We start from the raw sequence: 24,446 nt of genomic DNA on the forward strand, positions 1-24,446 counted from the left end.
TGTCAATCTCATCGGATCGCAAAGCGGCAGTTCGGAGGATGAAATGGACACAGTGAGCATCATCGGCGTGGGCATCACGTCGTTCGGGAAGTTTCCCGACAAGTCTCTGCGCGACCTGGCGGCGCCGGCGATCACAGAGGCCCTCGATGACGCCGCGGTGAGCGAAGCGGACATCGACCTGGTCATCCACGCCAACGCTGTCGGTGGGTTGGTGACCGGGCAGGAGATGACCCGCGGGCAGGTGGTCATCTCGGACACCGGGCTGGTCGGCAAGCCCCTGATCAACATCGAAAACGCCTGTGCCAGCAGCTCGTCGGCGCTGCATGTGGCCAGGGCGGCCATCCTCTCGGGCATGTACCGCACCGTGTTGGTTGTGGGCAACGAGAAGATGAGCGGCCGCAGCACCCGCACCGTGCTCGACGCGCTGGCGTCGGCGGCCGACGTCGAGCGCCTCGAGCACTACAGCCGGGAACTGACTGGACGCGAGGGCGCCGCCGAGTCCTTCTTCATGGAGGTCTACGCCCAGGAAACCCGCGACTACATGGCGCGTACCGGGGCCACCGCTCACGACTTCGCATTAATCGCCGCCAAGAACTCCGCCCACGCCGCCCTTAATCCGCACGCGCAGTACCGCACCGTGCGCACCCCCGAGGAAGTGCTGGCGAGTCGGATGATCGCCGATCCCTTGACGATGCTGATGTGCTCACCGGTCGCCGACGGCGCGGCGGCTCTCGTCGTGCGCGCAACCGCCGACGCCCCATCCCTCGACGCCGTACAGGTGCGCGCATCGGTGCTACGCACCGGAATTCCCGGCGGCGGCACCACAACACTGGAACGGCGCACCGCCGAGGCGGCCTACGAACAGGCCGGTTTCGGACCAGAGGACCTCGACGTCGTCGAGCTGCACGACGCGGCCTCACCCAACGAGCTCATCGTCTACGAAGAACTCGGGCTCTGCGCGCAGGGCGAGGGACCGAAACTTGCCCGCAGCGGCGCGACCCGCCTGGGTGGCGACCTCCCGGTCAACACCAGCGGTGGACTGGTGTCCAAGGGGCACCCCGTTGGCGCCACCGGTGCGGCGCAAATCGTCGAACTGGTCACCCAATTGCGCGGGCGTGCCGGCCAGCGACAGGTCCCCGGCGCCCGCCGGGGCCTCGCAGAGAACGCCGGCGGCTACAGCCACCCGGAGGCCGCGGCCTGCGCCATCACCATCTTGAGCAAGGACTGACCGTGACCGACGCCGATGACGCTGTGCTGATCGACCGCCGCGATGATGCCCTATGGCTGCGCTTGAACCGGCCCGACACCATGAACGGGCTCAACCAAGACCTCCTCGACGGGCTGCACCGCGGCCTGGACCGAGCCGCCGCCGACCCCGACGTCCGGTGCCTGGTCATCGGCGCGGTGGGCCGGGCCTTTTGCGCCGGCGCCGACCTGGCCTACGCCCAGTCCCTGGCAGCCCAACCCCACCTCACCGGCCGCTACAGCGCCGGTCAACTCTTCCTACGCCGGGTCCGCGACCTGTTCGATCGGCTCGAGGCCCTCGACAAGCCCACGATCGCCGCCATCCAGGGCATCACCGTGGGGGGCGGCCTGGAACTGGTGCTCTGTTGCGACCTGGCGGTGGCCGCGCGCTCGGCGCGCATTGGTGACGGTCACGCCAACTACGCCCAGATCCCCGGCGGCGGGGCTTCGGTGCGCCTCACCCGCCGGCTCGGACTGTCCCGCGCCAAGTTTCTGATGTTCACCGGCCAGCTCCATCCCGCCGAATGGTATGAGGGCACCGATCTGCTCACCGCGGTCGTCGACGACGACCAACTCGAACCGGAGATCGCGGCCATCGCCGCCCGCATCGCTAGCAAGAGCCCGGTGGGGCTGGCGCGCATGAAAATGCTCGCCAACGACGGCCTCCGGGTGCCCCCTGAGGTCGGTCTGACGATGGAACTCGAGCAATCCGCACTACACGAAACCTCAGCCGATTGGCACGAGGGCATCGCGGCGTTCAGCGAGAAGCGCACGCCGAAATACGTTGGCCGATAAGGACGAAGGAGACACATCATGGTGGACGAGAACTTTCTGGACTTGACCGGACGGGTGGTGCTGGTCACGGGAGCCGGCCAGGGCGTCGGGCGCGCGGTGGCACACCAATGCGCCCATCAGGGCGCCTTGGTCGTGGTCAACGACTTCCACGAGGACCGCGCCAAGTCCGTTGCCGCGGAGATCGACGCCAGCGGCGGCAGCGCGCTCCCCGTGCAGTGCGACGTCACCGACTTCGACGAAGTCCAGGCGATGGTGACCCGCGTGTCCGCGGACGTTGGCACGGTGGACGTACTGGTCAACAACGCCGGCAACGCCGGCCCAGCCGAAGACCCCATGGCACCCGCGCCGCCGTTCTGGGAGACCGGACCCCAGCAGTGGCAGTCCTGGATCGGAACCAACTTCTTCGGCGTGCTCAACGCATCGCGTGCGGTGTTGCCCGACATGGTCACCAAGAACTACGGGCGCATCATCACCGTCATCTCCGATGCCGGCCGCATCGGGGAACCCAACCTCGTCGTTTACGGCGGCGCGAAAGCAGGCGCCGCCGGTTTTTCCCGCGGCCTAGCCAAAGCCGTCGGCCGTCACGGGATCACCGTCAACTGCGTCGCCCTCTCCGGGGTCAACACCCCCGGCGTGGCGACCGCCATCGATGACCCCGCGGCCGCCAAGAAGGCGCTGCGCTCCTATGTCATCAGACGCTTCGGAGAGCCCGACGACCCCGCCCGCCTGGTGCTGTTCCTGGCCTCGGCCGCCGGGGAGTGGATCACCGGACAGACCTACCCAGTCAACGGCGGCTACGCCGTATCCGCATGAGCAGCCCCGCCGCTCCCCTGGCCGGAATTCGGGTCATCAGTTTCGCCGAGCAGTTTCCCGGCCCCTTCGCCACCCTGCTGCTCGGTGACCTCGGCGCCGACGTGATCCAAATCGAGCGGCCCCGGGGCGGTGATCCGTCGCGGGCGTTCCCGGGCCTGTATCAGGCGCTCAACCGCGGAAAACGCTCCGCGGCACTGGATCTCAAGGACCCCGAGGCGCTGGCGGCCTGCAAGGCACTCATTGCGACCGCAGACGTCGTTCTGGAGGGCTTTCGGCCCGGCGTGCTCAGCCGCCTCGGGCTGGGCCACGACCAATTGACTGCGGACAACCCTGCGCTGGTGTACGTGTCGGTCTCGGGCTTTGGCCAAAACGGCCCGCTGCGCGACCTGCCCGCCCACGACCTGACCTTCCAAGCGCTCGCCGGCCTGCTCGACGCCACCGAACCACGCGTCCCCCATCTGGCGCTCGCCGACCTGTTCGGCGGCATGTTCACCGCGTTCGCCGCCGTGACCGGCGCGCTCGCCGCCCGCACTACCGGCCGCGGCGGCTACTACGACGTAGCCATGTTCGACACCCTGCTCACCGTCGCGGCAACCAAACTCGTACCCCAAGCCAACGCGCTGCCCGCCGACACCCTGGGCCTAGACCCCGGCTACGGATTGTTCGCCACCGCCGACGGCACCTGGGTGTCACTCAGCATCGCCTTCGAAGACCACTTCTGGGCGGCGCTGTGCGTCGCACTGGACATGCCCGACGCTCACGGGTTGTCCGGGTCGCAACGCATCGAACGGCGCGATGCCCTGCACGAAGACATCGCCCAGCGGATCGCCGCCAAGCCCGCCGATCACTGGGACGTCGTGCTCGCCGGCTCGGGGATCCCGTACGGGCGACTCAACACAACCGAAGACCTGCTGGCCGACCCGCACGTCGCGCTGCGTCAGATGCTTCAAGCGATCCCCACCCCCGACGGACGGCAGACCTTCATACGCCAGCCGCTACTCGTCGACGGCGTCGCGCACGGCCCGCGCCGAGGCGTACCCCGACTCGGCGAGCACACCGCCGAACTCCTCACTGCCGCTGGGGTTGAGCCAGCAGTGGTCGACCGATTGGTCGCGCCGTTGCGCGAATCGGCCCCCAGGCCGATATATTGACTAGGCAGTATTACAGTTTCGGCTCACGGCTCACCGGAGGATGGATGGCCAGGGAACGCGCAACCGACACAGGAGCGCTGGTGACCGCTGCGGCCAAGACATTCCGGGAGAAGGGCTACCGCAGCTCGACCATCGACGACATCGCCCTGGCCGCCGGCATCTCGCGGCCAACGGTGTACAAGTACACGCGCACCAAGCAGCATCTCTTGGATCTGATCGTCGACGAGATGACCAAGAATCTGGAACAGGAACTGCGCAGCGTCCAATCCTCGGCCGATGATCCCGTCGACCGCCTCCGCAAGACGATCATGGCCCACATTCAGGCCTCGTCGGCCAATCGGACCTTCTACGCGATCGTCTTCAGCGAAGAGACCGAACTGTCCGAAGCCGCCCGAAAGGCGTTCCGCAGCTGGGCCCGTGAACAAACCAAGGACTTCGCAGCCTTGCTGGATCAATGCCTGGCGGCGCAACCTGTTGCCAATCGCGCCAAGGTGGACACACGTATCGCGGCCAACCTCCTGGAGTCGATGCTCGCGACGCTGTATCGCTGGTATGACCCGGAGGGAAGCACCTCCCCCGAGCGCTTGGCCGAGCAGATTTGGATGCTAGTCGGCTGCGTCTTCGAACCCTGAGCGGCGCCGCGCGGCCGGACGGCCTCGGTGCCGTCACGTGGTCAATTCCGAGACCTCGTCGGTAGAGCTAGGCAGCGCACACACAGCGGCAGCTCCACTGCTCGCCGGCGAGTTGGCAGTTCCGCGTGGAGTCTTCGCGGCAGAACGGCCCCTCGTACACCTTGAGACTCGGCAACGCCTTCTTTCACAGCGGGGTCTTGGAACCGAACCAATTCCCGCATCTTGGTTCGCACCACCGAAAATCAAGGGATCGTGCTCGTTCCGTTGGCCGAAGAAGAGGTCGCCTGCGTCGGCGCCTTTTCCACGCTGTCGCTGTCACGACCAATCATCGTGCACTCAGCCGACCGTGCGAATGACGCTTATCGCCACCGCTTCCTGCCACTTACGAGCTGCGCCATCCGGTCCTGCATTGAGAGTTCACCGCCGGCGACCCATTCCTGAAACGTGAAGCTGATCGATTCGCAGCAGTGCTTCTAATGCCCTGGAATTAGCAGGGGTGTACGTGGACTAGCCGACATCCGGCATTTGAGAGGACTTGCCGGGGACGTCGACGCAAAATCTTTGGCGATCTTCTTCTGGCCATTCCACGAAAGGATTCGAGGCAAGCTGGTCATTCTGGAATCGAACATCTTGCGTCACTTCGATTGAACAGAATGAGGCTGTATGCGCCTTATAGGGATCTGATGATTCAAGCTCGGCAACCACTAATCCACGATTTCTACCGAGGAACACATCAACGTCGTACGCCTCGCCCTCGGCAACGAGGTGATGCCGCAGCTTTCGGACTTTCACATCTGTTATCGCACTAACCGCAATGGCCACATCGAGATCGATTTCCCAATCGTACTCGACCCTCCCCTTTGAAGTCTGCGGCCCTTTCAGCGCGTAGGTGGCGAGGACTTCCGCGGAAACGCTCTCCATCCCAGCAAAACGACTAAAGCGGACCCGTTGAGACCATCCATGCGACGAAAAAAGATATGCTTGGACAATATCCGTAAACGGTACGTCGTCCACGATAGAGGCGTCTTTGACGACGAATTTCCTCTCCCTCTCATAAGGGACCTTTGACGCCGGCACTTAAAACAACTCGTCGTGCAAGTTCTCGACCTCATCTTCGGTCAAAGAGGCTATATAGTCGATAGTGCCACGCACAACGGCAAGGTCGGGTCTGCCTGGGTAAATACCGTGGTATTCATTCGCGTCTACTGCCGCCGAAACCAGGCTCCTCAGCAACTCAGGAAGGACCACGCGCCGAGCTTTGATTTCATCTAGACTGAGCTTCCGCCTGCTACCGTCCGGGCCTTCGACTTCGGTACGGAACACGTCTAACGCCCAGTTAACCAGATCCGTCGCTACACGCTTAAACCGCCGCCTTTGGCCGCGCTGGACCGAGGCCATCTCAGGGCTGTCTATAACGTAGAACCACGTTAGTTGCTTGAGTATCTCGACCAGCCCAATGGAGGCGCGCTTGATCTCCAAGTTTCCGTCGGGGCGTACCGACGTGGCCTTACTGGTCGAGGTGATCAACTGGGAGGTCAGCGCCCCCAGCACAGCCATATCTGCGGGGTGCCCATACCTAATCCGAGACGGAAAGAGGGTGGCGAATTCCCTGAATTCACGCACCGCCTCATCAAATTCAAAGCTTTCTTTTTTGGTCAGCTTTACTCGGACGTACGATAAGAACTCGTCCGTTTCCTCCGGATTGATCGGAACAAGGTTTCCGCGGGCATCGTAGGTATGCTGCAAATTGGGTAACGGAATCCGTCCGTTTGCGGCGAAGTCCTCGATGTCATGTGTCGCGTATGTGATGTCATCTGCCCAGTCCATGATCTGCGCCTCGAGGGTCGGGCGGCCGTCGTTCAGCAGAGGCTGAACCTGACTTAGGAAGACGTCGCGATCTGGCTCGAAAAATCCCCACTTTTTCGGCTTATTCGGGTTCCCCCCTCTTGGCCATGGATACTTCACGCAAGCCGCCAGTGAGGCGGCGGTCAGATCCAGAGACCCCATCGCTGCGTTGGCGGCCGGAAGATGCCGCGGCTTCTCGAGAGCGACTACCGGGACCCTCCGAACGAGCGTCGCAAGAACTCGAAACGTTTGAGCGTTGCCTTCAAATCCGTCCTCTAGACCCCGACTCACGGCTATCTCGTCCAAAATCTCTTCGCCAAGATGCCCAAACGGTGGATGGCCGATATCGTGCGCACGGCCCGCGACCTCTGCGACGTTAGGGTCGATACCGCCGTTCTTCTCAATGCCTTCGAGATTTGACTTGCCGCCAGACACTTCGGCGTCGCGGAGCAGGTATTGGCATAGCCGCCTGGCTACTTGGCCCACCTTTAGCGAATGGGTAAGTCGATTGTGTATCAAGCCGTACGGATCAGATTTTCCGTGATGCTGAACCGTTGCCGATACTTGCGTTACTCGAGCCAGTCGCCGGAAGTAGGTGGTGTAGAGAAGACGATCAAGGTCCCGCTGGAATTCGCTTCGAAGCTCTTGATTAATGTCGCGGTTCGGATTTGCGTAAAGACGATTGGCACGCAAAGTGTGTTTGGCAACAGGAGGTTGATTCACGTGTCTCGCACCTGGAGGTATATCGAGAATGCGTAGTTCAAATCAGGCCGCCGGCGAAAGGGCGACGATAACAGCGATCGAGTGCTCCACGTTGGCGCAGTTGCTAATTTCAGCAGCTAGCTCGCCGGGCTTGTCCTTGAGTTCTGGCTTGTCCGTTAGAATTTGCTGCCGCGCAGCGATTGCATCTCTGTAGCGCTGTTCCTCACCGCGATACTCCGGCGAAGAGAGATGGGGGCTCTGGTAGTCCGCAGCCGCAATGGCTTCCGCACTAATATCGACCGACATGTCCTGTCCTTTCATGTGGTTTGTATCCCATAAGAGAAATCTCCCGTTTGCCTAGCTGCCAATATCATTAGCAATGCTAAACAAAAAGGTCAGCAGCCTTTGCTGCGTGGCTGCTTCGTCCACCTCCCGCCTCTACGGGGCGAGCCCTCCATTGGGGTGTGCCAACCTCCTGTTGCCATAGCCTCGGAGTGTAGACGAGCTGTGTGACAACTCCCGGGAGGGCGGCCGGCCTGCGAGGACGTGCCGCTCGGTATTGCACTGATGACACAAGCCCCGTCGGGAAGTACCTCGCGATGCCGCGGCCAGCCCTCGGTTCTCCCCGCTGAGCCTCCGCCTCATACCAGCAATCGCTGGACCGCGGACGCATCTGATGGTTTGCCATGCTCACGCTTGGAGACGCATTTTTCCAGTGCAGCGAAACAACGGGCCTGCAGAGGGATGTGTGCCGCGACTGCGATTCGCACCCCAATCCATCCTGCAACAGGACGAGATTTAGCGATGTTTCTCGTCCAGAGTCCCACCAGCAGTCGCTATTTCCGCTGCGCGTAATCAGGTAATCCGTATGCATTCCGCACCAGCCCAGATCAGGCGGATCGTTACAGCCCGTTATCGTGGCGCTGACCTTCTTGTAACCGCCGGATCTATTGACGGTGCAAATTGGGTTACGCGTTTCGCGGTTATCGGAGACCAAACTGAACCGCTCTCGACAGGCTAGCCGCTGTAGAGGGGCACGATGGTTGGCTCGCCGAGCGCCACAGGCTCCGTCGACCAGCCCGCGAAAACCCGTGCAGTCGACTGAGTCGTGCTGCAGCAGGCTAGCGGCAGCCAGCCAAGCGCCCGCAGGTCGTGTCTCCCGCATCTACTGCCTCGTTTGCCTCGTCGCGGGTTCGTATCCACCGGGGAGGGCTTCCGCCCTCCGCCTCAAGGATGCCCCTGTACGGGCGGCTTCTAACGGCTCCATTTGGGAGGCGGCGACCGCTGGCCCGAGACGCTCGACATTAATCGGCCAGCCCACTAACCAAGCCGCGCTGCACACGATCTGCAGCTGCCGCTGACGCAGTGCGCGGCGGATCTTCATCAAGCGAAAGCACGTCCCAACCGCAGCGTCGCGCTGCAGCTGGATCCCTGCTCCGGGCATGGACGGATTCTGCACCAAAACCTCCCCGCCCGCAGCCGAAACTGGCGGCGACAGGCGGAAGTCACGAATCACTAGACGGAGCTCCAGCCGACAGTAGAAGGACAGGACGCCACAGCGCAGGTCCTCCCGACCAACACCGTCGTACGATACGAAGCCCTCGATCGACCCTCTTTGCGAGCTGCGGCGTGCGCTGACAGAGACTGACCGAACCGGCAGGCCCCTTCAAGCCGAGAGCTGCCCCGGGGGCGTTGCCGTTTGTTCGGCGATTATGACCGAGAATCGACCGGATTCCGCCAGTCCGGGGCGGAACCAGTCAGAAGCAAAAGTAGCCCCACCTGTACAACCAAGCACATTTTCCGAACAGATGGGACCCCTCGACTCCCAACTCTCCTCGAGGATGGCGATGTCGCTCGGCTCTACCGCTGGAAGAGCGGCCAACGCCTCCGAGCGTATCGCTTCGACCATGCCCATCCCGCCCTTCGATGCGGTGGCATGCCACCGATTCGTCGACCGCGCAGCCTGCGTCCCGTTCTAAGTGGACTCAGCCAGGACCTCGTTGGCGTGGATGGTATCGAGGTATTCACGGCATGACGCCAGGCGCCCGCTTTTGATCCGTACGACGTAGCACAGATCGTTGTCATACTGCCGGCCGTTTCGCGAGGTGCCAAAGGTGTGGGCCACGACCACCGCCTGCTCGTCGTCGGCCACGCACGCAAGGATGTCGGCCTCCACTCCCCCCTGCATCACCGCACTGACCCTAGCCAACATCTCAGTCCAACCCGCTCGGTCATAGGTCCCGGCGAGTGGGAATCTCGCGGGGTCTCCGGGGACGGTGAACGTGAAATCCTCGGCGACCAGGGTGAGCGCGTCCTCGATGCGTCCCGAGAACCAGTTATCGAAGAACTGCAACGTCAGCGCCCTGTTCGCCTCACGATTCATCGAGAGCCCCTTTTCGCACACATCTCCGTTTACCTGCTTACCCGGGCGCTCAAGTGGGGCAGTCGGCTACATGGCATGCGCGCCCCATCGTGGTCACCCATTGTCTAATACTAACTAGACAGTTAAGATTAGAACCAATGGGAACACATGGCCAACCGCACGGCACGGACACCGGGTCGGCGGGCAGCGACCCGATGACCGCACGACAAAGGAGAACCAAAATGCAGGCCGTGCTGTACGAGCGGACCGGACCCGCGGCCGAAGTGCTCCAACTGGTGGAGATGCCCCTGCCGATTCCAGGACCTGGCGAGGTCCGCGTGCGCGTGCACGCCTCCGGGGTCAACCCCGCCGACATCAAACGCCGCTCCGGCTGGGCACGCATCACCCTCGACACCCCGTTTCTCATCCCCCATGACGACGGCGCAGGTGTCGTCGACGAGCTCGGACCCGGCGTCACCACGACCGCCGTCGGCGAGCGGGTATGGATCTTCGACGCCCGCCTAGGCCGCCAGACCGGAACCGCCGCCGAATACGTGTGCGTGCCCGCACACAAGGTCGAACCACTTCCAGCCCACGTCGACTTCGCCACCGGAGCCTCCCTGAGCATCCCCGGACGGACCGCCCATCGTTGCCTGTTCACCGACGGACCAATCGACGGCGCCACCGTCCTAGTCGCCGGCGCAGCCGGCTCGGTCGGCCACTCGGCGGTTCAGCAAGCCCGGCTGGCCGGCGCCACGGTGATCGGAACCGTCGGCCGGGAAGACAACGCACCCATCGCCCTGGACGCCGGCTGCAAGGAGGTGTTGAACTACCGCTCGCCGCGTCTGGCCGAGGATCTGCTCGATCTCACCAACGGGCGCGGCTTCGATCGGATCGCCGAAGTCGACGCCGCCGCCAACATCGACACCGACAGCCGCGTGATCGCCACCAACGGCACCATCTCGGTCTACGCCACCGACTCCGGACACGCGCCGACCATTCCGCTGTGGCGGCTGATGAACAAGAGCGTCAACCTGCGCAACGTGCTGCTCTACAACCTGCCCCACAGCGAACACCGCCTCGCCGCAGACGATCTCAACCGCTGGATCACCCGCGGCGACCTCATCCCACGCGTCGGCCAGCGCTTCCCGCTTCGCGACACCGCCCTAGCCCACCAGGCCGTCGAGACCGGCACCGGCGGCGGCAACGTCGTCATCGACGTCGTCGACCCTCACACCGAAAGCTGAGACATGGCCCGCACCTTCACCATCCCCAACGTCGACACCGTCACCTACGGCGACGGGGCGTTCGGCGGTGTCGCCGACATCCTGCACGCCCACGGGGGACGACGACCCCTGGCCATCATGTCGGGGTCCTTGGCCGGAACCGAGGTCGAGCAGTCGCTGCGCGACCAGTTTGGCGACGCACTGGTGGGCGTGCACTCCAACACCCCGCAGCACGTGCCGCGCGCCGCGGTCCTGCGGGCGGCGGCGACGGCACGCGACGGCGGCGCCGACAGCGTGATCAGCATCGGCGGTGGCACTCCCATCGACTGCGCCAAGGCCGTCGCCATGTGCCTGGCGGCGGGGATCACCGAACCCGAGAGCTTCGAAAAGTACCGGGTGCGCTTCACCTACCCCGACGTCTACGAGGTCCCCGAGATCCCCGGTCCGCTCGTCCCCCACCTCGCCGTGCCGACCACCCTGTCCGCTGGCGAACACACCGGCCTGGCCGGCGTCACCGACGAAAGCACCTATGAGAAATGTGCCTACACCGCACCGGGTTTGACACCGGTCGCGGTCGTGCTGGACCCCGACGTGGCAGCCCGCACACCCGCGTGGCTGTGGGCAGCCTCAGGCATCCGGGCCCTCGATCACGCCATCGAGGGCATCCTGTCGTCCCGAAGCATGCCGATCGCCGACGCTCTCGGCGGCGAAGCGCTTCGATTGCTGTCGACCAACCTCGTGCACAGCACCGAGAACCCCGGCGACGCCCAGGCGCGCACCAATTGCCTTCTGGGCAGCTGGTTGTCGATCTTCGCCGCGACCAATGTGGGGATGGGGTTGTCCCACGGCATCGGCCATCAACTGGCCGCAGAGTTCGACATGACCCACGGGGTGACATCGGCCATCATGTTGCCGCGCGTGATGGAGTTCAACGAGGCGCTGACCCGCCCGCAGCTGCGCCGCATCGCCGAGGCCATGGGCCGCGACACCCGAGACCTCGACGACGCCGCGGCCGCACGCCAGGCCATCACAGCCGTCCGTGATCTGGTCACCCGACTCGGCGTGACCGACACCATCTCCGCGGCTGGAGGACACCGCGATGCACTGCCGGCACTCGCCGAACGCATCATGGGCGATGCCGCGGTCGCGGCCAGCCGCCGCCCCGTCACCCCGGACGACGTCCTGAGCCTTCTGGAAGCGGCGTGGTGACCCCGTACGCCCCCACCCGGCAGCACAACACCGAGAACAGGATCCCGATGCACCTCCTCAACAACGACCACATTGCCGTCGCCCTGCTCGACGGCGTCCTGACCGCGACGCTGCGGCGCAGCGACGTCGGCAACGGCATGGATCGAGTCCTCGCCGACTCCCTCACCGCATTCGCACACGACGTCATCGAGGGCGCCAAGACTGGCCGCGTGCGGGTCGCCGTACTGCGCAACGAGGGATTCGGTTTCTGCGTCGGCGGTGACCTCACCCACTTCAGCAACGCAGCCGATCTCCCCGCCGAGCTGCAATACGTGGCCGAAACCATCCACGAAGCGATCAAGGAGCTGATCGCCGCGCCCGTGCCCCTCGTCACGGTCATCGACGGAGTCGCAGCCGGCGGCGGAGTTGGCCTGGCGCTCGCGGGCGACATCGTGATCGGCACCCCTGCGACAAAGTTCAAAATGTCCTACACCAGCGTCGGACTGAGCCCCGACTGCGGCGGATCCTGGTTCCTCACCCAGCGCGTGGGGCTCGGCCGGGCGTTGGAGATCACGCTCACCGACCGCACGATCGGCGTCGGGGAGGCCGAACGAATCGGGCTCGTCGGGCCGGTAAGCGCGCCCGACGCCGACCTCGACGACACGGTGCGCGCGCTCACCAAGCGCCTGGCGGCCATGGGAACGGACTCCCTGGCAACGACGAAGCGACTGCTGCGCTCCAGCGTCACCGTGGATCTGACCGACCATCTCGACGAGGAGGCCCGCCAGATCACGCGCCTTAGCGCGTCCGCAGACGGCGCCGAAGGCGTGCGCGCATTCTTCGAGAAGCGCCGCCCCGCCTTCAGCTGATCCCCAGGGCATTTTCAATCGGCAGGGGACGTCAGCCCGGAAAGCGCGGACACCCCCGACGACCGAACTCATGTATCCCAGGTGGCCACGCGGTGCACCACTCGCGTGGACGTCGCGCCGGATCGGCGGCCCGCGAACGCTCGTCGACGCATAAACGGACGTCCGAAATGTGTCGGCCCACCTTCGTACAATGGCAAACCGGTTGACGGCATGCATTCCTCTGCGTTGAACAGAAATATTCCGACCAGAAGAACGCCCAAGTATGGAGGCATTGTGGTCGCGGAGTGGGCAATCCCGTTGGCGAAGACCGCGGGACCGCTCGCGGGGAAGCTGGTCGCAAAACCACTGAAGGGTCTGTACCTGCCGTGGGTGGTGGCATTCACGATGCGGAGGCAAGCGAAGAAAAGTCACCTCGGCGTGCTGTCCTACCGGAAGCTACGCAAGTACCTCGGCACTGGTGAGCCGCTCAAAGCGTTTAAGACTGGCGATCCAGAGCGCTACGAAGAGGTTGGTCAGGCATTAGCGGCGCTCTGCCAGAACTCAGACTCCGAGAACGAAGCTGCTGATAAAGCGGGCCCACTTGCGGTGCTTCTGTTGAACTCGTACACCGCGTCATTAGATCCGAACACAAACACCGCAATGTACAGCGCCATCACCGCAGAGCGCGTTGGATCGAAGATCGAAGAGAGGGAGTCCGCGCGATACGCCGGTGATACGACGTTTGAGCAGAACCTCGACCACCTCCCGCCCCTTCGCGCCGAGGAGGCCCGCGAGCTTAGGAGCGCTTGGCCCGCCATCTCGCAATTTGTTCACGAGTTTGTGCATTCGAGCGACCGAACTGCAGCGCTTGTCTCATGGCATAACAATCCGCCGGCGTGGTTTCAATCGCGCCCTTCCCGGGCGATCGTATGGTTTGCAAACCTGGCGAACGATTATGGCCTTCGCGAGATCGCCTCTGTCGCGTTTGTCGACGCGATCGATGCCGGCGCTACACCGGAGGCACGATGGCGAACTCAACAGGTCCTTTCAACCACTCAAGACGTAGCGGAATTGGCGCCACTGCTCGCGGCATATACACAAGACGACCCGATCGCCTCCGCCATATGCACGGCGAACGCCGACAACTTCGCCGCAGCGGCAACAGAACTTCGAAACTGGGAACCTGGCTCCCCCTCCGACAACGCCCGAAAAATTGCGCTGTTGTCGCAGCTAGTCTCAGTCGACGACCTAACAGAGGCAATTGCACTTAGTCAGCATGGTGCCACCGAATACCGAAGCGCAGCCTGCCGCGTCCTACTTGCAAGGTTCCTCGTATTCCGGGGCGGACCGAGAAGGACCGCGCTAGATTTCGCGGATCTTGAGCGCGCCCTCGACGCGGCACTCACTGCACGCGACGCGATTCGGGCATGGGGCGGCCCAAGTGAAGAAGCCGTAGAAATCGCAATCGTTGCCGCTCGTCTGCTCGGTCGCACGCAGCACGCCTGGCGTCTAGCGTCCGCACCGCCAGAGGGGACGGCTACAGCGCGTGAAGCTGCAAGCATCGAAGTTCGCCGGGAGGCGGCAACGATGGCAGCGCAGACCAACGCGCCCGACGTGGCTCGCGAATTGGCGGCCGGGACGGGACCAAGGACGGAACATGAAGTTGAGGCGCTGATTGCCCTGTTCGCCCGCGACGACGATGCCGCGCTCGCTCAGTTTCAGGCGGCGATCGAGTATGCAGTCGAACCACGCGAAGTTGAACAGTTGAGCCTGCAAATTGCTCTGCTTGGCGCCCGCTCACCGAAGCTAGACCAACTGCCCGCCGAGAAGCAGGAGGAGCTCAACCTCATCACCGACGCCCACAGCGGCGATGAGGAAGCCATCTCGATTCTTCGCGCGCGTGCGCGATCCAACCGCTTACTAGCGCGCGTGCTGATCAGCCTCGCGATCGACACCCAAGATGCTCGAGCGGTGGCAGGGCAAGCCGAGCAGGCCGGCCGGCGCTGGTCAGATCCTGATTTTCTACTTATGGCGGCAGAGCAGTACGTCGAACTGGCGGAATACGACTCAGCGGTCACGTGCGCTGAAGAAGCCCTCCGCCTCAGCAGCCAGGCCTGGGAAGGCGCGCTCCGCGCTCACAACGTGAGAATCCAGGCACTTACTGTGCGCAGTATGTGGGCGCCAGCCATCAACGTCGCAATGGAAGTTCTCTCCAAAGAGCCTGAAAACCGCAGTGCCGCATGGGCGCTCACACTGTGCCAGTACCATCTTGGACGCTTTGAGCAAGCCTGGCGATCGTACACCGAAGTCGGCGACCGGCCAGCGCCACGCAACGAGCAGGAAGCACTGGTGCGGTTAGACCTCTGGCGTCGGTTCGAACGAAACGCATCCAACATCGACACGCTTAGCTCCCTCCTTGAGCAGTTTCCGCAGAGCCGAGACGTCAAAGCTTCGGTGGTCAGCTCTCTGTTCGGTCTGCCGCTGGACTACGACTCCGAAATGGCTGAACGTATCCGTGGGTTGGTTGCATCTCTGCTTGAAGAGCTGCCAGATGTCTTTGTCCAGCAGGAGATTGACCAAGCCAACCCCTTGGAGTCGTTTCGTGAGTTTCTTCGCGATCAGCCCGACACGTCCGAGCAAGATGCCAGACTCGAAGAAGGCAAGTTCCCCATCGGCATGGCGGCGACTTTGCACCGGAGAAGTTTGACTGAAGTCTTAGCCATCAGAACCCGAGCACCCCTCTTCGCGGGTGACACCGAAACCTTTGAGAGGGAGGTGGCGACCGCTTCAGCGGCCATGGGCTCCCCGGTCGTCGTTGACCTGACGGCTATCTACGCGATCTCGGCGATGAATGAGTATTTGGCGGACCTACTTCTAGGACGCTTTCTCGAGCCTATGGCTGCTCGCGCGCAACTCATCGACGCCATTCAGGGTTGCGACCGATTGGCGGGACTCTCGACGTTGCAAATCGGACTGGCTGGCGATGGCTCTGTGGTCCCCATATCCATTTCGACCGAGGAGGCGGAGGCGCGACATGAACGAGCTCAACGTATTCGAGCGCAGTTCGAGAAGCTGACGACGAACGACACGCTCGACATCGCGAACTTCCCCGAGATTGGTTCAGCTGGTGCCAGCGCCGCTGTCGCGTGGATCTCCGCGCTCGACACCGCAATCGGAGGCGGTCACCCGCTGTGGTGCGACGACCGCATGACTAGACGATTAGCGGCAGAGAAGGGCGTAGATGCATTCGGCACACAGGCGCTGATCGAAGCGCTCAGGCGCGGTGGCACACTAGCCGACGATGTGGCAGTAGCGCACCAGGCAGAGCTCGTCGCGCGTTACTTTGTCGGTTTGAGCTTCAGAAGTGACGTTCTGACCCACGCCGCAATTATCGATGCGTGGAATCCTCTTGGATGCGCGGCCTTCATTGCTCACAGCGCTCCGATACCGGACGCAGGTCCACTGATCGCCTTCGTCATGGACGCGGTCAGGCGCAACACCGGCGACCCGGACTTGATGCGCGGTTGGATCGCCGCGGCCGCTTATTGGCTCGTTGGTGTGGCCCCCTCGACCCAAGCCGCACAGAGCAATCTGGAAATTCTGCTGTCAACATTGCTACAGCAGCCCTGGCTGGAATCAAGTAAGTTGCCTTATGCCCTCCAAGGGATACGGGACGGCATCGGGACCAAAGAAGTCTCGGATCCATTGAAGGACGTGATAACCAAGCATTACCGCCTTTTGGCTCAGCAATCCAGCTGGGCGCAGGCGGCACAGTGGGTCCGGGAATTATTCGCCTTGGCTAATAGGGAAGACCGCATCACCGCGACCAGCGTCCTTCTCCAGGTCCGTTGATTCGCGGGATTCGATCCAGCACACGGTTTCTCGCGGTGCGGCTCCATCACAATCCCGACCACGAGACTGAGGCCGACTGAGGTCATCACCGAATGTGGCACCGCGTTTGAGAACAGACAAAACCAGCCACACTTTTCGGCCCGTCCCGGTGGGCCAGCTGTCACCGTCCAGCGCGTGCAGCAGCGGCGTTTGGGCTAGCACACGCCGCACCCGAGCGGCTCCCGTGCCAGCGAGCAACATGGAGGCCTAGGGCCCGCTGATGAAGGAGCCTTGGTCGGTCACGCGGATACCGCCGAGCGGTTAGCCGGTTGCGCTCGTCCTCCTCACCTACCTCGGTCCAATCAGTCGCCGCACCCGGGCCCACTTTGTCGAAGTGTGTTGTTCAGACGTCGGTGTCGCCACCACCGGTCGACGGTGCGGACGATTCAAACAACTCGACGATCGGCACATCGAGCGCGTCGGCAATGTCGAAGAGTCTTTCGTACAGCAGCCCGCGCTGACCGAGTTCCACCTGAACGAGCATGTGTCGCGCCACTCCCGACCGATGCGCCACTTCCTCCTGAGTCAATGCCCGTTCGATCCGCAATTGCCGAATGCGGCCGCCGACCGCGGCACGCCTCGCGGCCCACTGAACGGTGCGGTCAGGATCGTTTTGACTAGGGCGTGTTGGCACACACTGTAGTCATGGCGTACGGCCCGCAAAAGTCTGTACAACTAGTTGTATATTGTGAGAGGTATTTGCCACATCACCCAGCAACATGCACGTGACGAACGAAAGGGAGGTAACGCATGCCGGAGGCCGCCAGCACAAAGACGCGGCGCCGCGGGTCTGAAACACGGAGACGCACCGATACTGTGACCCTCCGATTGCTGCCCACTGAAGGCGCAGTTCTCAGCATGCTGGCAAAGGAACAGGGGCACGCCAGTCGCCAAGCGTTGATTCGCACCGCGTTGGAGCCTCTCTTCGCGGCGTCAACGCATCAGCCGTCGTAATCTGCTGCGCCGGAGCGCTTTCCTCCTGCGAACCACACCGCAAGTGGCGCCGACGATCGCATAGCAACTACATGTCTAGCCCCGCAAGAAGGATGCCGATGACAAAAGCTGTTGGAAAGGCCCGATTTCCTTCACAACCTGCGAGACCCGGTAGGCCGCATGACGACGCCCACAGGGCGGGTGCAGAGGCGTTGTCCACATCGCCAAAGACATGATCCTGCGCCACATCTGCGAGGTGTGCGGGACGGAACGCGACCTCGCGCCCGAAGCCGCGTACGAGGCGGGCTGGGACTATCCGCCGAAGATGGGCACGTTCGGCATCATCGGGCCACGTACCTGTCCCCACTGCATTGTCAACCAGACAGCGTGGTGGGCATTGATGGTCGAAAAGTGCACAGTCGACATGCTCACGCCGCACCAGCGAGAAACCGTTGCGCGGATCTGCGGCGAGCCAGGCAGCATCACGCCGCCTTAGATAGGCGCCAGTCGTCGGATAGAGCGAAGAGCCACTTATGCAGCCCCGCCGCCCATTTCAGCATCCAGCGCAAGAAGAACACTGGAAGCTCCGTCCGTGCGCAGGACATCCAGAGGTCGCGAGCCTCCGAGGAACGCGTTGGCGCTTTCGAACCAGATGCGTGCTGTATCTTCGCTCCACAACAGACGTGCCCGCGAGTACGCGTATTCAATATCGTCGACCTTGCGTATCTGCTCACGGATTTCGGCGATGCGCGTTGTTGATTCAGGGTTGGACAGCCTGTTGGCGATGTATTCGGCGCCGCGATCGCGGTATGTCATGTACTGATTCTCCCCCGCGATGGGCGCTCCGTCTATCGACCTTCCCGCCGCAGGACGTAATCAGCGGACCGCAGCGCGGCCCATTAGGCCACCTACCGTCGGACCCGCATGCGGCAGTCAGTACTTGGGGTGCTGTTTCAGCCGCGTCCGGCTGGGGCCAGCGGGCGGCAGGCCCGCAATCCGCGACGGCGAATCGGAATCGCGAAAAGTGCTTACGAAGCCCGGTTTTTGGGTGCGACGAGTTGGCGGAAGAGGCCGGGGAATGCACGGACATCGCTTGTGCCGTTACGCAGCCAGTCACCCACGGGTAGTTTCGTGACGCCTGCGGACATCATTGCCCAGCGCGGCGCCGGCATCATCACCACCGAGGAGATGATGGACACGCTGTTGAGCTGGTCGTACACCTTCGGCAGCGTGGCGTGCGTCGATGGCGTTGCGACCGATGCCTACGTCTCCGGCGACTGGGACGTGATCTGCGCGGCGTTCTATCGTGGCGATATCACCGACGACGAGTTCGAGCGTCTGGCCGACTATGCCCAGCATCAGGTCTCCATGAGACCAGCCGAACTCTGCGATGAGCCGCCGGTGCTGCACGATGTGATCGAGGGCGAGCAGGTCGCCAAACATGTTGCGCGACTGGTGGCGACGGGATACGTCTCGGCCGAAGTCGCGGCGGGGTTGTGCATCAGCGAGTCCCAGCTGGCGCAGCAACGAGTGGCTGGCGAACTGTGGGCGATTCCAGACGGCTCATCCTGGCGATTCCCGGCATGCCAGTTCGAGATCGACGCGACGTCGCTTCAGCCGATCCGGCAGGTGCGCGGCCTGGCGCGAGTCCTTTTAGCGTTGCCCGTGGACGTGCATCCGGCTACGGTCGATGGTTTCTTGCACACGACGCAGCCCGACCTGTATCGCCATCGGGCGCAGACACCATTGGAGTGGCTGCGCGGTGGCGGAGACATTGATGCAGCTGCGGCTTGCCGCGGAGTCCGCCTGGTATGGCCGTTAGGACGCTGACCAGTTGAGCGCTGTTTTGTATCTCGTCAGGGATGACGACCGTATCCAAGCGCTAGTTGCGCAGGTTGACGGCAAGTTGTTCTGCTACGTCCCCGACGTTGATGAATTTGTCTACAACAAACCGCTGACCGCCGACTTCTTGATCAACCGGGATAAGCGGTACGACCGCATTGACGTTGCCGAAGCCCTACAGCTCATCGAAGAAGGTTGCATCGGCAGGATCGACGACCACGGCAGCCAGACGTTGATGGATTGGGCGGTCTACCAACCGCAACGCCTTAGACCACGAGAGGTACTCGGGCACGGAACCAGCGGGACTGAAACCGTTGCAGAAGAAGATAACTCGCCAAGTGAGTAACCGGGCGCGATACGCGGTCGCACCGTCACGCGTTTCGGGTCACCCATCGAGGACAGTCCGCGCCACTCATGCAATGCTCGAAACACCTTGGAGCGCTGCTTATTTGGCAAGCGCGCACGACGGATCCGTTGTCGAATAGACCCCGCGAGTACACTCATGGCGAATTATTATCCTGGTATAGTTATATGCATGCCACGGCCCGCGCTAACGGAACACGAACGCCTACAGGGAGAGAAGCTCGGGGCGGAGCTGCGCCGGCTACGCGGTGGCAGAACCGCGGCGGAGGTATCTAACGCAGCCGGAGTGCCGCTCGATACGTTGCGCAAGCTGGAGCAGGGCGGCACTCCGTCACCAGGCTTCTTCTTGATTGCACGGTTAGCGCGCGAGCTTGGCATTCCACTAAATCAGTTGGCAGACCGAGCAATGCGAACAGAAAGGCGACGGAAATGACGTCGGTTGCGCCGCTGACAGAGGTAGATGCGGCCGCAATCGGTCTGAACTGCGTTCGCGATGCGTTGGCGGCCGAACCGCTCGGCGGGCAGGCTGTGTTGACCGGATCATCCTGGCGTCGGACTGTGCGCTGGTACGACCCCAGCTATTTGGGGACACCGGCGTTCTGGGTCGAACAAACGCGACAGCGGTCCCGCCCCGCCACTTATCAGATTGGCTCCACGTTGCTTGAGGAAGTAGCGCTGTGCCTCCTCGGCGGTTACGGAATCACCGAACACATGGCGTACGCGGCGTTTACACGCTGTCAGGAACTGGGCCTGCTGACCGGTGAGCTGTTCAGTGAGAGCGTCATTCACAGTGCGTTATCCGAACCGCTAAGCCTGGCCGGTCATCCACGTACGGTGCGGTATCGGTTTCCGCAACTGAAGGCGCAGCGACTGGCCGCGGCGATCGCCTTCCTCGACTCCGGCACACCGCCACGAGCGGATCAACCGAGGGAGCTCCGCGACTGGCTAACAGGGGTGCCAGGGGTCGGGCTCAAGACGGCCTCGTGGGTGGTCCGCAATCTCACGCGCAGTGATGCCATTGCCGTCATCGACATCCACATCAGGCGTGCGGGCGTGGCGGCGGGAATGTTCGATCCGGCGTGGAAACTGCCTCGTGATTATCTGTTGTTCGAGGAAGCGTTCGTCGCATGGGCTTACCTGGGCGGGGTGGGGACAGCCGACCTCGACGCATGCATCTGGTCCTCGCTCGCGACGCTGGGCCGTGGCGCTCGGTCATTGTTCGGTGTGGACGCCCTCGTGTCGTTGGACTAACCGCACCATCTTGCAGACGGAGGCGGTCCGCGGCATTACATTGATCGCTAGAACAACAGTCGAGGCGAGGGGAACGCCGTGGCCGGTGGCGGGGGCTCAGATTATCGCAGCACACTCGGGGGGATCAGCGGACGAGGACAAAGCGGACCCTCCTGCAGCACATTGATTTTCGAAGCCGGCGTGATGTCGCCAGATCCGGACGTCGTAGCACAGGTGGAGCTGGGAACCGTCTGCGACATCGTCTTGCAGGGCACTCCGCCGCAGCTAGCGGTATATGTGCGTAGCAGCGGGGCGGTCCTGGGAGCAATCACCGATCACTGGGCGGATCTGACCAGCTGCATCGGCGCTGGCTACGCCTACGAAGCGGTCATCGTGGCGCTAAGCCCGGTTCGCGTCCGAGTTCAGCCCGCCACGCAAGTCTGATCTACGGTGCAGATTACGGTCGTCGGTGGAACCTATCGCGAATATTGTGTGGAGCCACCGATCAATCGCCTGCTCGGTTCGGGGCTTCGTGCAGCGGGCTTACTGGCAAGTCTGGGCGACACCGTTCAGTTCCGTACCGCCATCAATGATGGCGATGCGCCTGAGTTCAGCGCCGTCTGCTCGGCATTGAACATCGCCGCCGGCCCCATCGAGCGAACAGGGCCGATCGTCTTCACCTACGAGACGCCTATTTCGCGCACGACGCTGCGCGGCACCGCATCCTCAGCGGCACCGATAGAGGTCGACGCTGAGTGTGTGTTGGCGTTTGGAATGGTGGAGACTCGATGGACCGTCCGCGCCAAGACTGTCGTCGTTGATCCGCAACACGGCTCCGTCGATGCTCTGCTCGGTGCTGTAGATGCCGAGCGAATCACCTTGATCCTCAACGAACATGAGGCTCGGGCCGCTGTCGGCCACAACGATGTCGAGCAAGCAGCACTTGAGTTGGCGCGCCGCGGCGCGGACGCTGTGGTCGTCAAGCGCGGTGCACTCGGCGGTATCGTGGCCCACCGCGACGTAGTCGCTGCGTTCGGGGCGATACCCACCGACCGGGTGCATCCGCTGGGCTCAGGGGACGCGTTCTCGGCCGGATACGCGCATGCGTGGGCTGCCGGTGCCGATCCGCTCGCCGCGGCCCAGGCCGGGTCGCGAGTCGCGGCCTCGCACTCGCTGACCGGCACCGCGCAAGTACGGCTCGACCAACTCGACACGCTACGTCCGCCGCTTCCATACCCGCTGCAGACACCGCGAATCTATCTGGCCGGTCCGTTCTTTAATCTGGCTCAGAGACAACTCATCCGGACCACCAACGGCGCTCTGACGCACCTCGGGGCCGACGTGTTTTCCCCGCTCGACGAAATTGGTTGCGGCGGTGACGAAGTGGCCGAGAAGGATCTAGACGGCTTACGCGGGTGTCGCAGTGTCTTCGCTGTGCTCGATGGCGCCGACGCCGGGACTTTGTTCGAAGTCGGTTGGGCCACCCGCGCCGGAATACCGGTCGTCGGGTTCGCTGAACATCCCGACGAACACGCCTGGACGATGGCCCGCGGGACCGGCGCCGTCGTAGTCAGTGACCTTTCAACGGCCTTATACGGCAGTATCTGGTCAGCTATCCAGAACTCTCCTGGGTCGTGAAGCGGCTGTTGCTGTTGTCCGGCGGACTCGATAGCGCCGGCGTGGCGGCGATGGTGCTGCCTGAGCACTGTCTCTACGTCGACTACGGCCAACTCCCGGCGATGGCCGAAGGCCGCGCTGCTCGCCAGATAGCCGCCGAACTGGGATTGCCGTTCGATGCGCTGAGCGTTTCGGCCGCCGCGGTGGGCGGCGGTCTGATGGCCACCGATGCGGGCGGAGCAAGCCCTGCCGGGGTCTCCCCGGAATGGTGGCCTTTCCGCAATCAGCTGTTGATCACGCTCGCCGCAGCCTGGGGCGTACAGCGTGGGTTCGAAGCAGTGCTGGTCGGGACGGTAGCTTCCGACGGGGCACGTCATGCCGATGGCACTAGCGAGTTCGTCGCAGGCATGGATGCACTGCTAGCTCTTCAGGAAGGCGGTATGCGTTTGCGGGCCCCCGCCGCGCATCTACGCGCGGCCGAATTACTTTCCGCGTCAAGGGTTTCGGATGCAGTCATAGGATGGACGCACTCATGTCATCGGGCCAATCTGCCGTGTGCTAACTGCCCGGGCTGCGTCAAACACATTGAAGCACTTCGCGAGGCTGGTCGGCTGCAGTGAGCATTTCTGGTCATCGACCGCTGAACGTGCACCGCCACATGGTCACTGGGGTCTGGGTCGTCGCGTTTGCCGGCTGCATTGTCGCCGCGAACTGGGCGATCCTGCACGTTGGTGCCGACCACGGACCGGGGGCACCGCGCACGATTCCGATCGGTTTTGGTTTGGTCGCACCGTCTGGCGTGTTGTTCGCCGGCGCCCAACTGACTGTGCGAGACGTCATCCATGAACGGCTGGGAGCGTGGAAGACGCTGGGAGTCATCGCCGCCAGCGCCCCGCTGACGGCGATGGTTGCGTCCCCGGCCCTGGCGTTCGCATCCATAGGCACGTTCTTGGCCGCTGAGACCGCGGACTTGGGCGTGTACGCCCGCCTCCGTCGGCGCGGCTACACGACAGCAGTGCTTGCGAGCAATGTGGTGTCGGCACTAGTGGACTCAATTCTGTTCCTGGCATTGGCTTTCGGCTTGTCCCAGGCGGCATCCGGTGCTGTCGGAATGACGGCGGGCAAGTTGGAGGCGTCGGTCGCGACCCTCGTCGTGATAGGGGCAGCCGCTCGGCTGGTCGTGCCACGGTTCGGCCTGGTAGGCAACGCTCAAGCTCGCGCATGACGGCTAGGCAAGTCTGATAGCGATGGGCTCAGGATGGAACCAGTAGAAATCAATCACCGCGGTCGAGACAATGGGCCGATGACAGGAAGGCTCACTCGCTCCGAACACCGCTCCTGGATCGTGCACTGTCAGCTAGCAACACACCTGACCGCGACATCGCTCACCGATTGGCGAACGACGATTCTGGACAATATCGCGCGCCTCCGGTTGAGCGTCCACGGCCGACCGCACCTCGAGAACCTGGATCACTGGCAACACATCGTCGAAAGCAACGATCTGGCGGGGCTGCGACGCGCACTGATCGGCGTTGACCGCCATGACATCGAAATGCGAGAGGTAACACCGCTAGGCGGCCTACTACCCGATGACGAACGGCGGCGAGCGCGCAATGAGGAACTCGACAGCGACTAGATCGTTGAACTCGACGACGATTTGAGCGATCTCGATACGGTGCTCCCCCGGCCCATCCACCCGTCAGCGATACGCGACAGTTTCTCGTAAACACCCGCCGGCGCCTTCGGTGGTCTGCGGTGGGTGA

General features: G+C 63.2%; 24 protein-coding genes. 18 read left to right on the forward strand and 6 right to left on the reverse strand.

Going from position 1 to position 24,446, the window contains the following annotated elements:
* Positions 1 to 43 precede the first annotated feature (43 nt).
* The 5 genes from H289_RS0103655 to H289_RS0103675 all read left to right on the forward strand — a co-directional run bounded on the left by H289_RS0103655 (position 44) and on the right by H289_RS0103675 (position 4,636).
* Entirely contained in the window at positions 44 to 1,228 is a 1,185-nt protein-coding gene (locus H289_RS0103655; protein ID WP_020099394.1) for a thiolase family protein, read from the forward strand.
* Positions 1,229 to 1,230: 2 nt separating this feature from the next.
* A complete protein-coding gene (locus H289_RS0103660; protein ID WP_020099395.1) occupies positions 1,231 to 2,040 on the forward strand; it encodes an enoyl-CoA hydratase/isomerase family protein in 810 nt (269 codons plus the stop codon).
* Positions 2,041 to 2,058: 18 nt separating this feature from the next.
* Positions 2,059 to 2,853 (forward strand): SDR family NAD(P)-dependent oxidoreductase, encoded by a 795-nt coding sequence (locus H289_RS0103665; protein ID WP_020099396.1) that lies wholly within the window; start codon positions 2,059 to 2,061, stop codon positions 2,851 to 2,853.
* Positions 2,850 to 4,004 carry a CaiB/BaiF CoA transferase family protein gene (locus H289_RS31690; RefSeq protein WP_020099397.1) on the forward strand — a complete coding sequence of 385 codons (1,155 nt, stop codon included), beginning with the start codon at positions 2,850 to 2,852 and terminating at the stop codon, positions 4,002 to 4,004. The genes H289_RS0103665 and H289_RS31690 overlap by 4 nt, the downstream gene beginning before the upstream one ends.
* An 80-nt stretch (positions 4,005 to 4,084) precedes the next feature.
* Positions 4,085 to 4,636: a TetR/AcrR family transcriptional regulator gene (locus H289_RS0103675; RefSeq protein ID WP_020099398.1), complete on the forward strand. Its 552-nt coding sequence runs from the start codon at positions 4,085 to 4,087 to the stop codon at positions 4,634 to 4,636.
* A 507-nt stretch (positions 4,637 to 5,143) separates the two neighbouring features.
* Here H289_RS0103675 and H289_RS32795 read toward each other — a convergent pair.
* The 4 genes from H289_RS32795 to H289_RS0103695 form a co-directional block, all read right to left on the reverse strand.
* On the reverse strand, positions 5,144 to 5,650 hold the full coding sequence (locus H289_RS32795; protein ID WP_155944014.1) for a CYTH domain-containing protein: 507 nt from the start codon (positions 5,648 to 5,650) through the stop codon (positions 5,144 to 5,146).
* 63 nt (positions 5,651 to 5,713) lie between these two features.
* Complete coding sequence (locus tag H289_RS31695) at positions 5,714 to 7,204, reverse strand: deoxyguanosinetriphosphate triphosphohydrolase family protein (RefSeq protein WP_196809975.1); 1,491 nt, start codon at positions 7,202 to 7,204, stop codon at positions 5,714 to 5,716.
* 42 nt (positions 7,205 to 7,246) lie between these two features.
* Entirely contained in the window at positions 7,247 to 7,489 is a 243-nt protein-coding gene (locus H289_RS0103685; RefSeq protein WP_155944015.1) for a hypothetical protein, read from the reverse strand.
* Positions 7,490 to 9,158: 1,669 nt separating this feature from the next.
* A complete protein-coding gene (locus H289_RS0103695; RefSeq protein WP_029104752.1) occupies positions 9,159 to 9,566 on the reverse strand; it encodes a nuclear transport factor 2 family protein in 408 nt (135 codons plus the stop codon).
* A gap of 221 nt (positions 9,567 to 9,787) precedes the next feature.
* On the opposite strand from H289_RS0103695, the gene H289_RS0103700 reads away from it, so the two are divergent.
* The 4 genes from H289_RS0103700 to H289_RS0103715 all read left to right on the forward strand — a co-directional run bounded on the left by H289_RS0103700 (position 9,788) and on the right by H289_RS0103715 (position 16,659).
* The gene (locus tag H289_RS0103700; protein ID WP_020099404.1) at positions 9,788 to 10,792 is read left to right on the forward strand and encodes an NADPH:quinone reductase; all 1,005 of its coding nucleotides are present in this window, start codon (positions 9,788 to 9,790) and stop codon (positions 10,790 to 10,792) included.
* A 3-nt stretch (positions 10,793 to 10,795) separates the two neighbouring features.
* On the forward strand, positions 10,796 to 11,980 hold the full coding sequence (locus H289_RS0103705) for an iron-containing alcohol dehydrogenase (protein ID WP_020099405.1): 1,185 nt from the start codon (positions 10,796 to 10,798) through the stop codon (positions 11,978 to 11,980).
* Positions 11,974 to 12,828: an enoyl-CoA hydratase/isomerase family protein gene (locus H289_RS0103710; RefSeq protein ID WP_020099406.1), complete on the forward strand. Its 855-nt coding sequence runs from the start codon at positions 11,974 to 11,976 to the stop codon at positions 12,826 to 12,828. Before H289_RS0103705 ends, H289_RS0103710 begins: the two co-directional genes overlap by 7 nt.
* A gap of 273 nt (positions 12,829 to 13,101) precedes the next feature.
* Entirely contained in the window at positions 13,102 to 16,659 is a 3,558-nt protein-coding gene (locus H289_RS0103715; protein ID WP_020099407.1) for a PIN domain-containing protein, read from the forward strand.
* Positions 16,660 to 17,041: 382 nt separating this feature from the next.
* On the opposite strand, the gene H289_RS29635 is transcribed toward H289_RS0103715, so the two are convergent.
* On the reverse strand, positions 17,042 to 17,332 hold the full coding sequence (locus H289_RS29635) for a helix-turn-helix domain-containing protein (protein WP_051128386.1): 291 nt from the start codon (positions 17,330 to 17,332) through the stop codon (positions 17,042 to 17,044).
* Positions 17,333 to 17,863: 531 nt separating this feature from the next.
* Here H289_RS29635 and H289_RS0103725 point away from each other — a divergent pair.
* The gene (locus H289_RS0103725; RefSeq protein WP_020099409.1) at positions 17,864 to 18,127 is read left to right on the forward strand and encodes a hypothetical protein; all 264 of its coding nucleotides are present in this window, start codon (positions 17,864 to 17,866) and stop codon (positions 18,125 to 18,127) included.
* A 35-nt stretch (positions 18,128 to 18,162) separates the two neighbouring features.
* Here H289_RS0103725 and H289_RS29640 read toward each other — a convergent pair whose 3' ends face one another.
* On the reverse strand, positions 18,163 to 18,447 hold the full coding sequence (locus H289_RS29640) for an antitoxin Xre/MbcA/ParS toxin-binding domain-containing protein (protein ID WP_020099410.1): 285 nt from the start codon (positions 18,445 to 18,447) through the stop codon (positions 18,163 to 18,165).
* Between the two features lie 315 nt (positions 18,448 to 18,762).
* Between H289_RS29640 and H289_RS33305 the strand changes: the two genes are divergently transcribed.
* From H289_RS33305 to H289_RS32800, 8 genes are all read left to right on the forward strand, one after another.
* Positions 18,763 to 19,461, forward strand: coding sequence for a hypothetical protein (locus H289_RS33305; protein WP_020099411.1), 699 nt, complete (start codon positions 18,763 to 18,765; stop codon positions 19,459 to 19,461).
* Between the two features lie 4 nt (positions 19,462 to 19,465).
* Positions 19,466 to 19,819 (forward strand): hypothetical protein, encoded by a 354-nt coding sequence (locus H289_RS0103745; RefSeq protein WP_020099412.1) that lies wholly within the window; start codon positions 19,466 to 19,468, stop codon positions 19,817 to 19,819.
* Positions 19,820 to 20,008: 189 nt separating this feature from the next.
* Positions 20,009 to 20,269, forward strand: a complete 261-nt coding sequence (locus H289_RS32215) for a helix-turn-helix domain-containing protein (protein WP_081633301.1) — start codon at positions 20,009 to 20,011, stop codon at positions 20,267 to 20,269.
* The gene (locus H289_RS0103750) at positions 20,266 to 21,087 is read left to right on the forward strand and encodes an 8-oxoguanine DNA glycosylase (RefSeq protein ID WP_020099413.1); all 822 of its coding nucleotides are present in this window, start codon (positions 20,266 to 20,268) and stop codon (positions 21,085 to 21,087) included. Before H289_RS32215 ends, H289_RS0103750 begins: the two co-directional genes overlap by 4 nt.
* Positions 21,088 to 21,516: 429 nt before the next feature.
* Positions 21,517 to 22,704 carry a PfkB family carbohydrate kinase gene (locus tag H289_RS0103760; RefSeq protein WP_155944016.1) on the forward strand — a complete coding sequence of 396 codons (1,188 nt, stop codon included), beginning with the start codon at positions 21,517 to 21,519 and terminating at the stop codon, positions 22,702 to 22,704.
* Positions 22,701 to 23,303 (forward strand): 7-cyano-7-deazaguanine synthase, encoded by a 603-nt coding sequence (locus tag H289_RS0103765; RefSeq protein WP_020099416.1) that lies wholly within the window; start codon positions 22,701 to 22,703, stop codon positions 23,301 to 23,303. Before H289_RS0103760 ends, H289_RS0103765 begins: the two co-directional genes overlap by 4 nt.
* Positions 23,304 to 23,341: 38 nt before the next feature.
* Positions 23,342 to 23,908: a VUT family protein gene (locus tag H289_RS29655; RefSeq protein WP_020099417.1), complete on the forward strand. Its 567-nt coding sequence runs from the start codon at positions 23,342 to 23,344 to the stop codon at positions 23,906 to 23,908.
* A 78-nt stretch (positions 23,909 to 23,986) separates the two neighbouring features.
* Positions 23,987 to 24,319 carry a hypothetical protein gene (locus H289_RS32800; protein ID WP_155944017.1) on the forward strand — a complete coding sequence of 111 codons (333 nt, stop codon included), beginning with the start codon at positions 23,987 to 23,989 and terminating at the stop codon, positions 24,317 to 24,319.
* Positions 24,320 to 24,446: the final 127 nt, after the last annotated feature.

This window comes from Mycobacterium sp. 360MFTsu5.1 (assembly GCF_000383495.1).
In the GTDB taxonomy this organism is placed as follows: domain Bacteria; phylum Actinomycetota; class Actinomycetes; order Mycobacteriales; family Mycobacteriaceae; genus Mycobacterium; species Mycobacterium mucogenicum_B.

Bases quoted from the DNA above. Each gene is read 5' to 3' on its own strand.
- H289_RS0103685 (WP_155944015.1), bottom strand. From the start codon at position 7,489: ATGTCGGTCGATATTAGTGCGGAAGCCATTGCGGCTGCGGACTACCAG.
- H289_RS29655 (WP_020099417.1), top strand. From the start codon at position 23,342: ATGGTCACTGGGGTCTGGGTCGTCGCGTTTGCCGGCTGCATTGTCGCC.
- H289_RS0103665 (WP_020099396.1), top strand. From the start codon at position 2,059: ATGGTGGACGAGAACTTTCTGGACTTGACCGGACGGGTGGTGCTGGTC.
- H289_RS0103655 (WP_020099394.1), top strand. From the start codon at position 44: ATGGACACAGTGAGCATCATCGGCGTGGGCATCACGTCGTTCGGGAAG.
- H289_RS29640 (WP_020099410.1), bottom strand. From the start codon at position 18,447: ATGACATACCGCGATCGCGGCGCCGAATACATCGCCAACAGGCTGTCC.
- H289_RS0103750 (WP_020099413.1), top strand. From the start codon at position 20,266: ATGACGTCGGTTGCGCCGCTGACAGAGGTAGATGCGGCCGCAATCGGT.
- H289_RS0103705 (WP_020099405.1), top strand. From the start codon at position 10,796: ATGGCCCGCACCTTCACCATCCCCAACGTCGACACCGTCACCTACGGC.
- H289_RS32800 (WP_155944017.1), top strand. From the start codon at position 23,987: ATGACAGGAAGGCTCACTCGCTCCGAACACCGCTCCTGGATCGTGCAC.
- H289_RS0103725 (WP_020099409.1), top strand. From the start codon at position 17,864: ATGATCCTGCGCCACATCTGCGAGGTGTGCGGGACGGAACGCGACCTC.
- H289_RS0103700 (WP_020099404.1), top strand. From the start codon at position 9,788: ATGCAGGCCGTGCTGTACGAGCGGACCGGACCCGCGGCCGAAGTGCTC.
- H289_RS31690 (WP_020099397.1), top strand. From the start codon at position 2,850: ATGAGCAGCCCCGCCGCTCCCCTGGCCGGAATTCGGGTCATCAGTTTC.
- H289_RS0103695 (WP_029104752.1), bottom strand. From the start codon at position 9,566: ATGAATCGTGAGGCGAACAGGGCGCTGACGTTGCAGTTCTTCGATAAC.
- H289_RS32215 (WP_081633301.1), top strand. From the start codon at position 20,009: ATGCCACGGCCCGCGCTAACGGAACACGAACGCCTACAGGGAGAGAAG.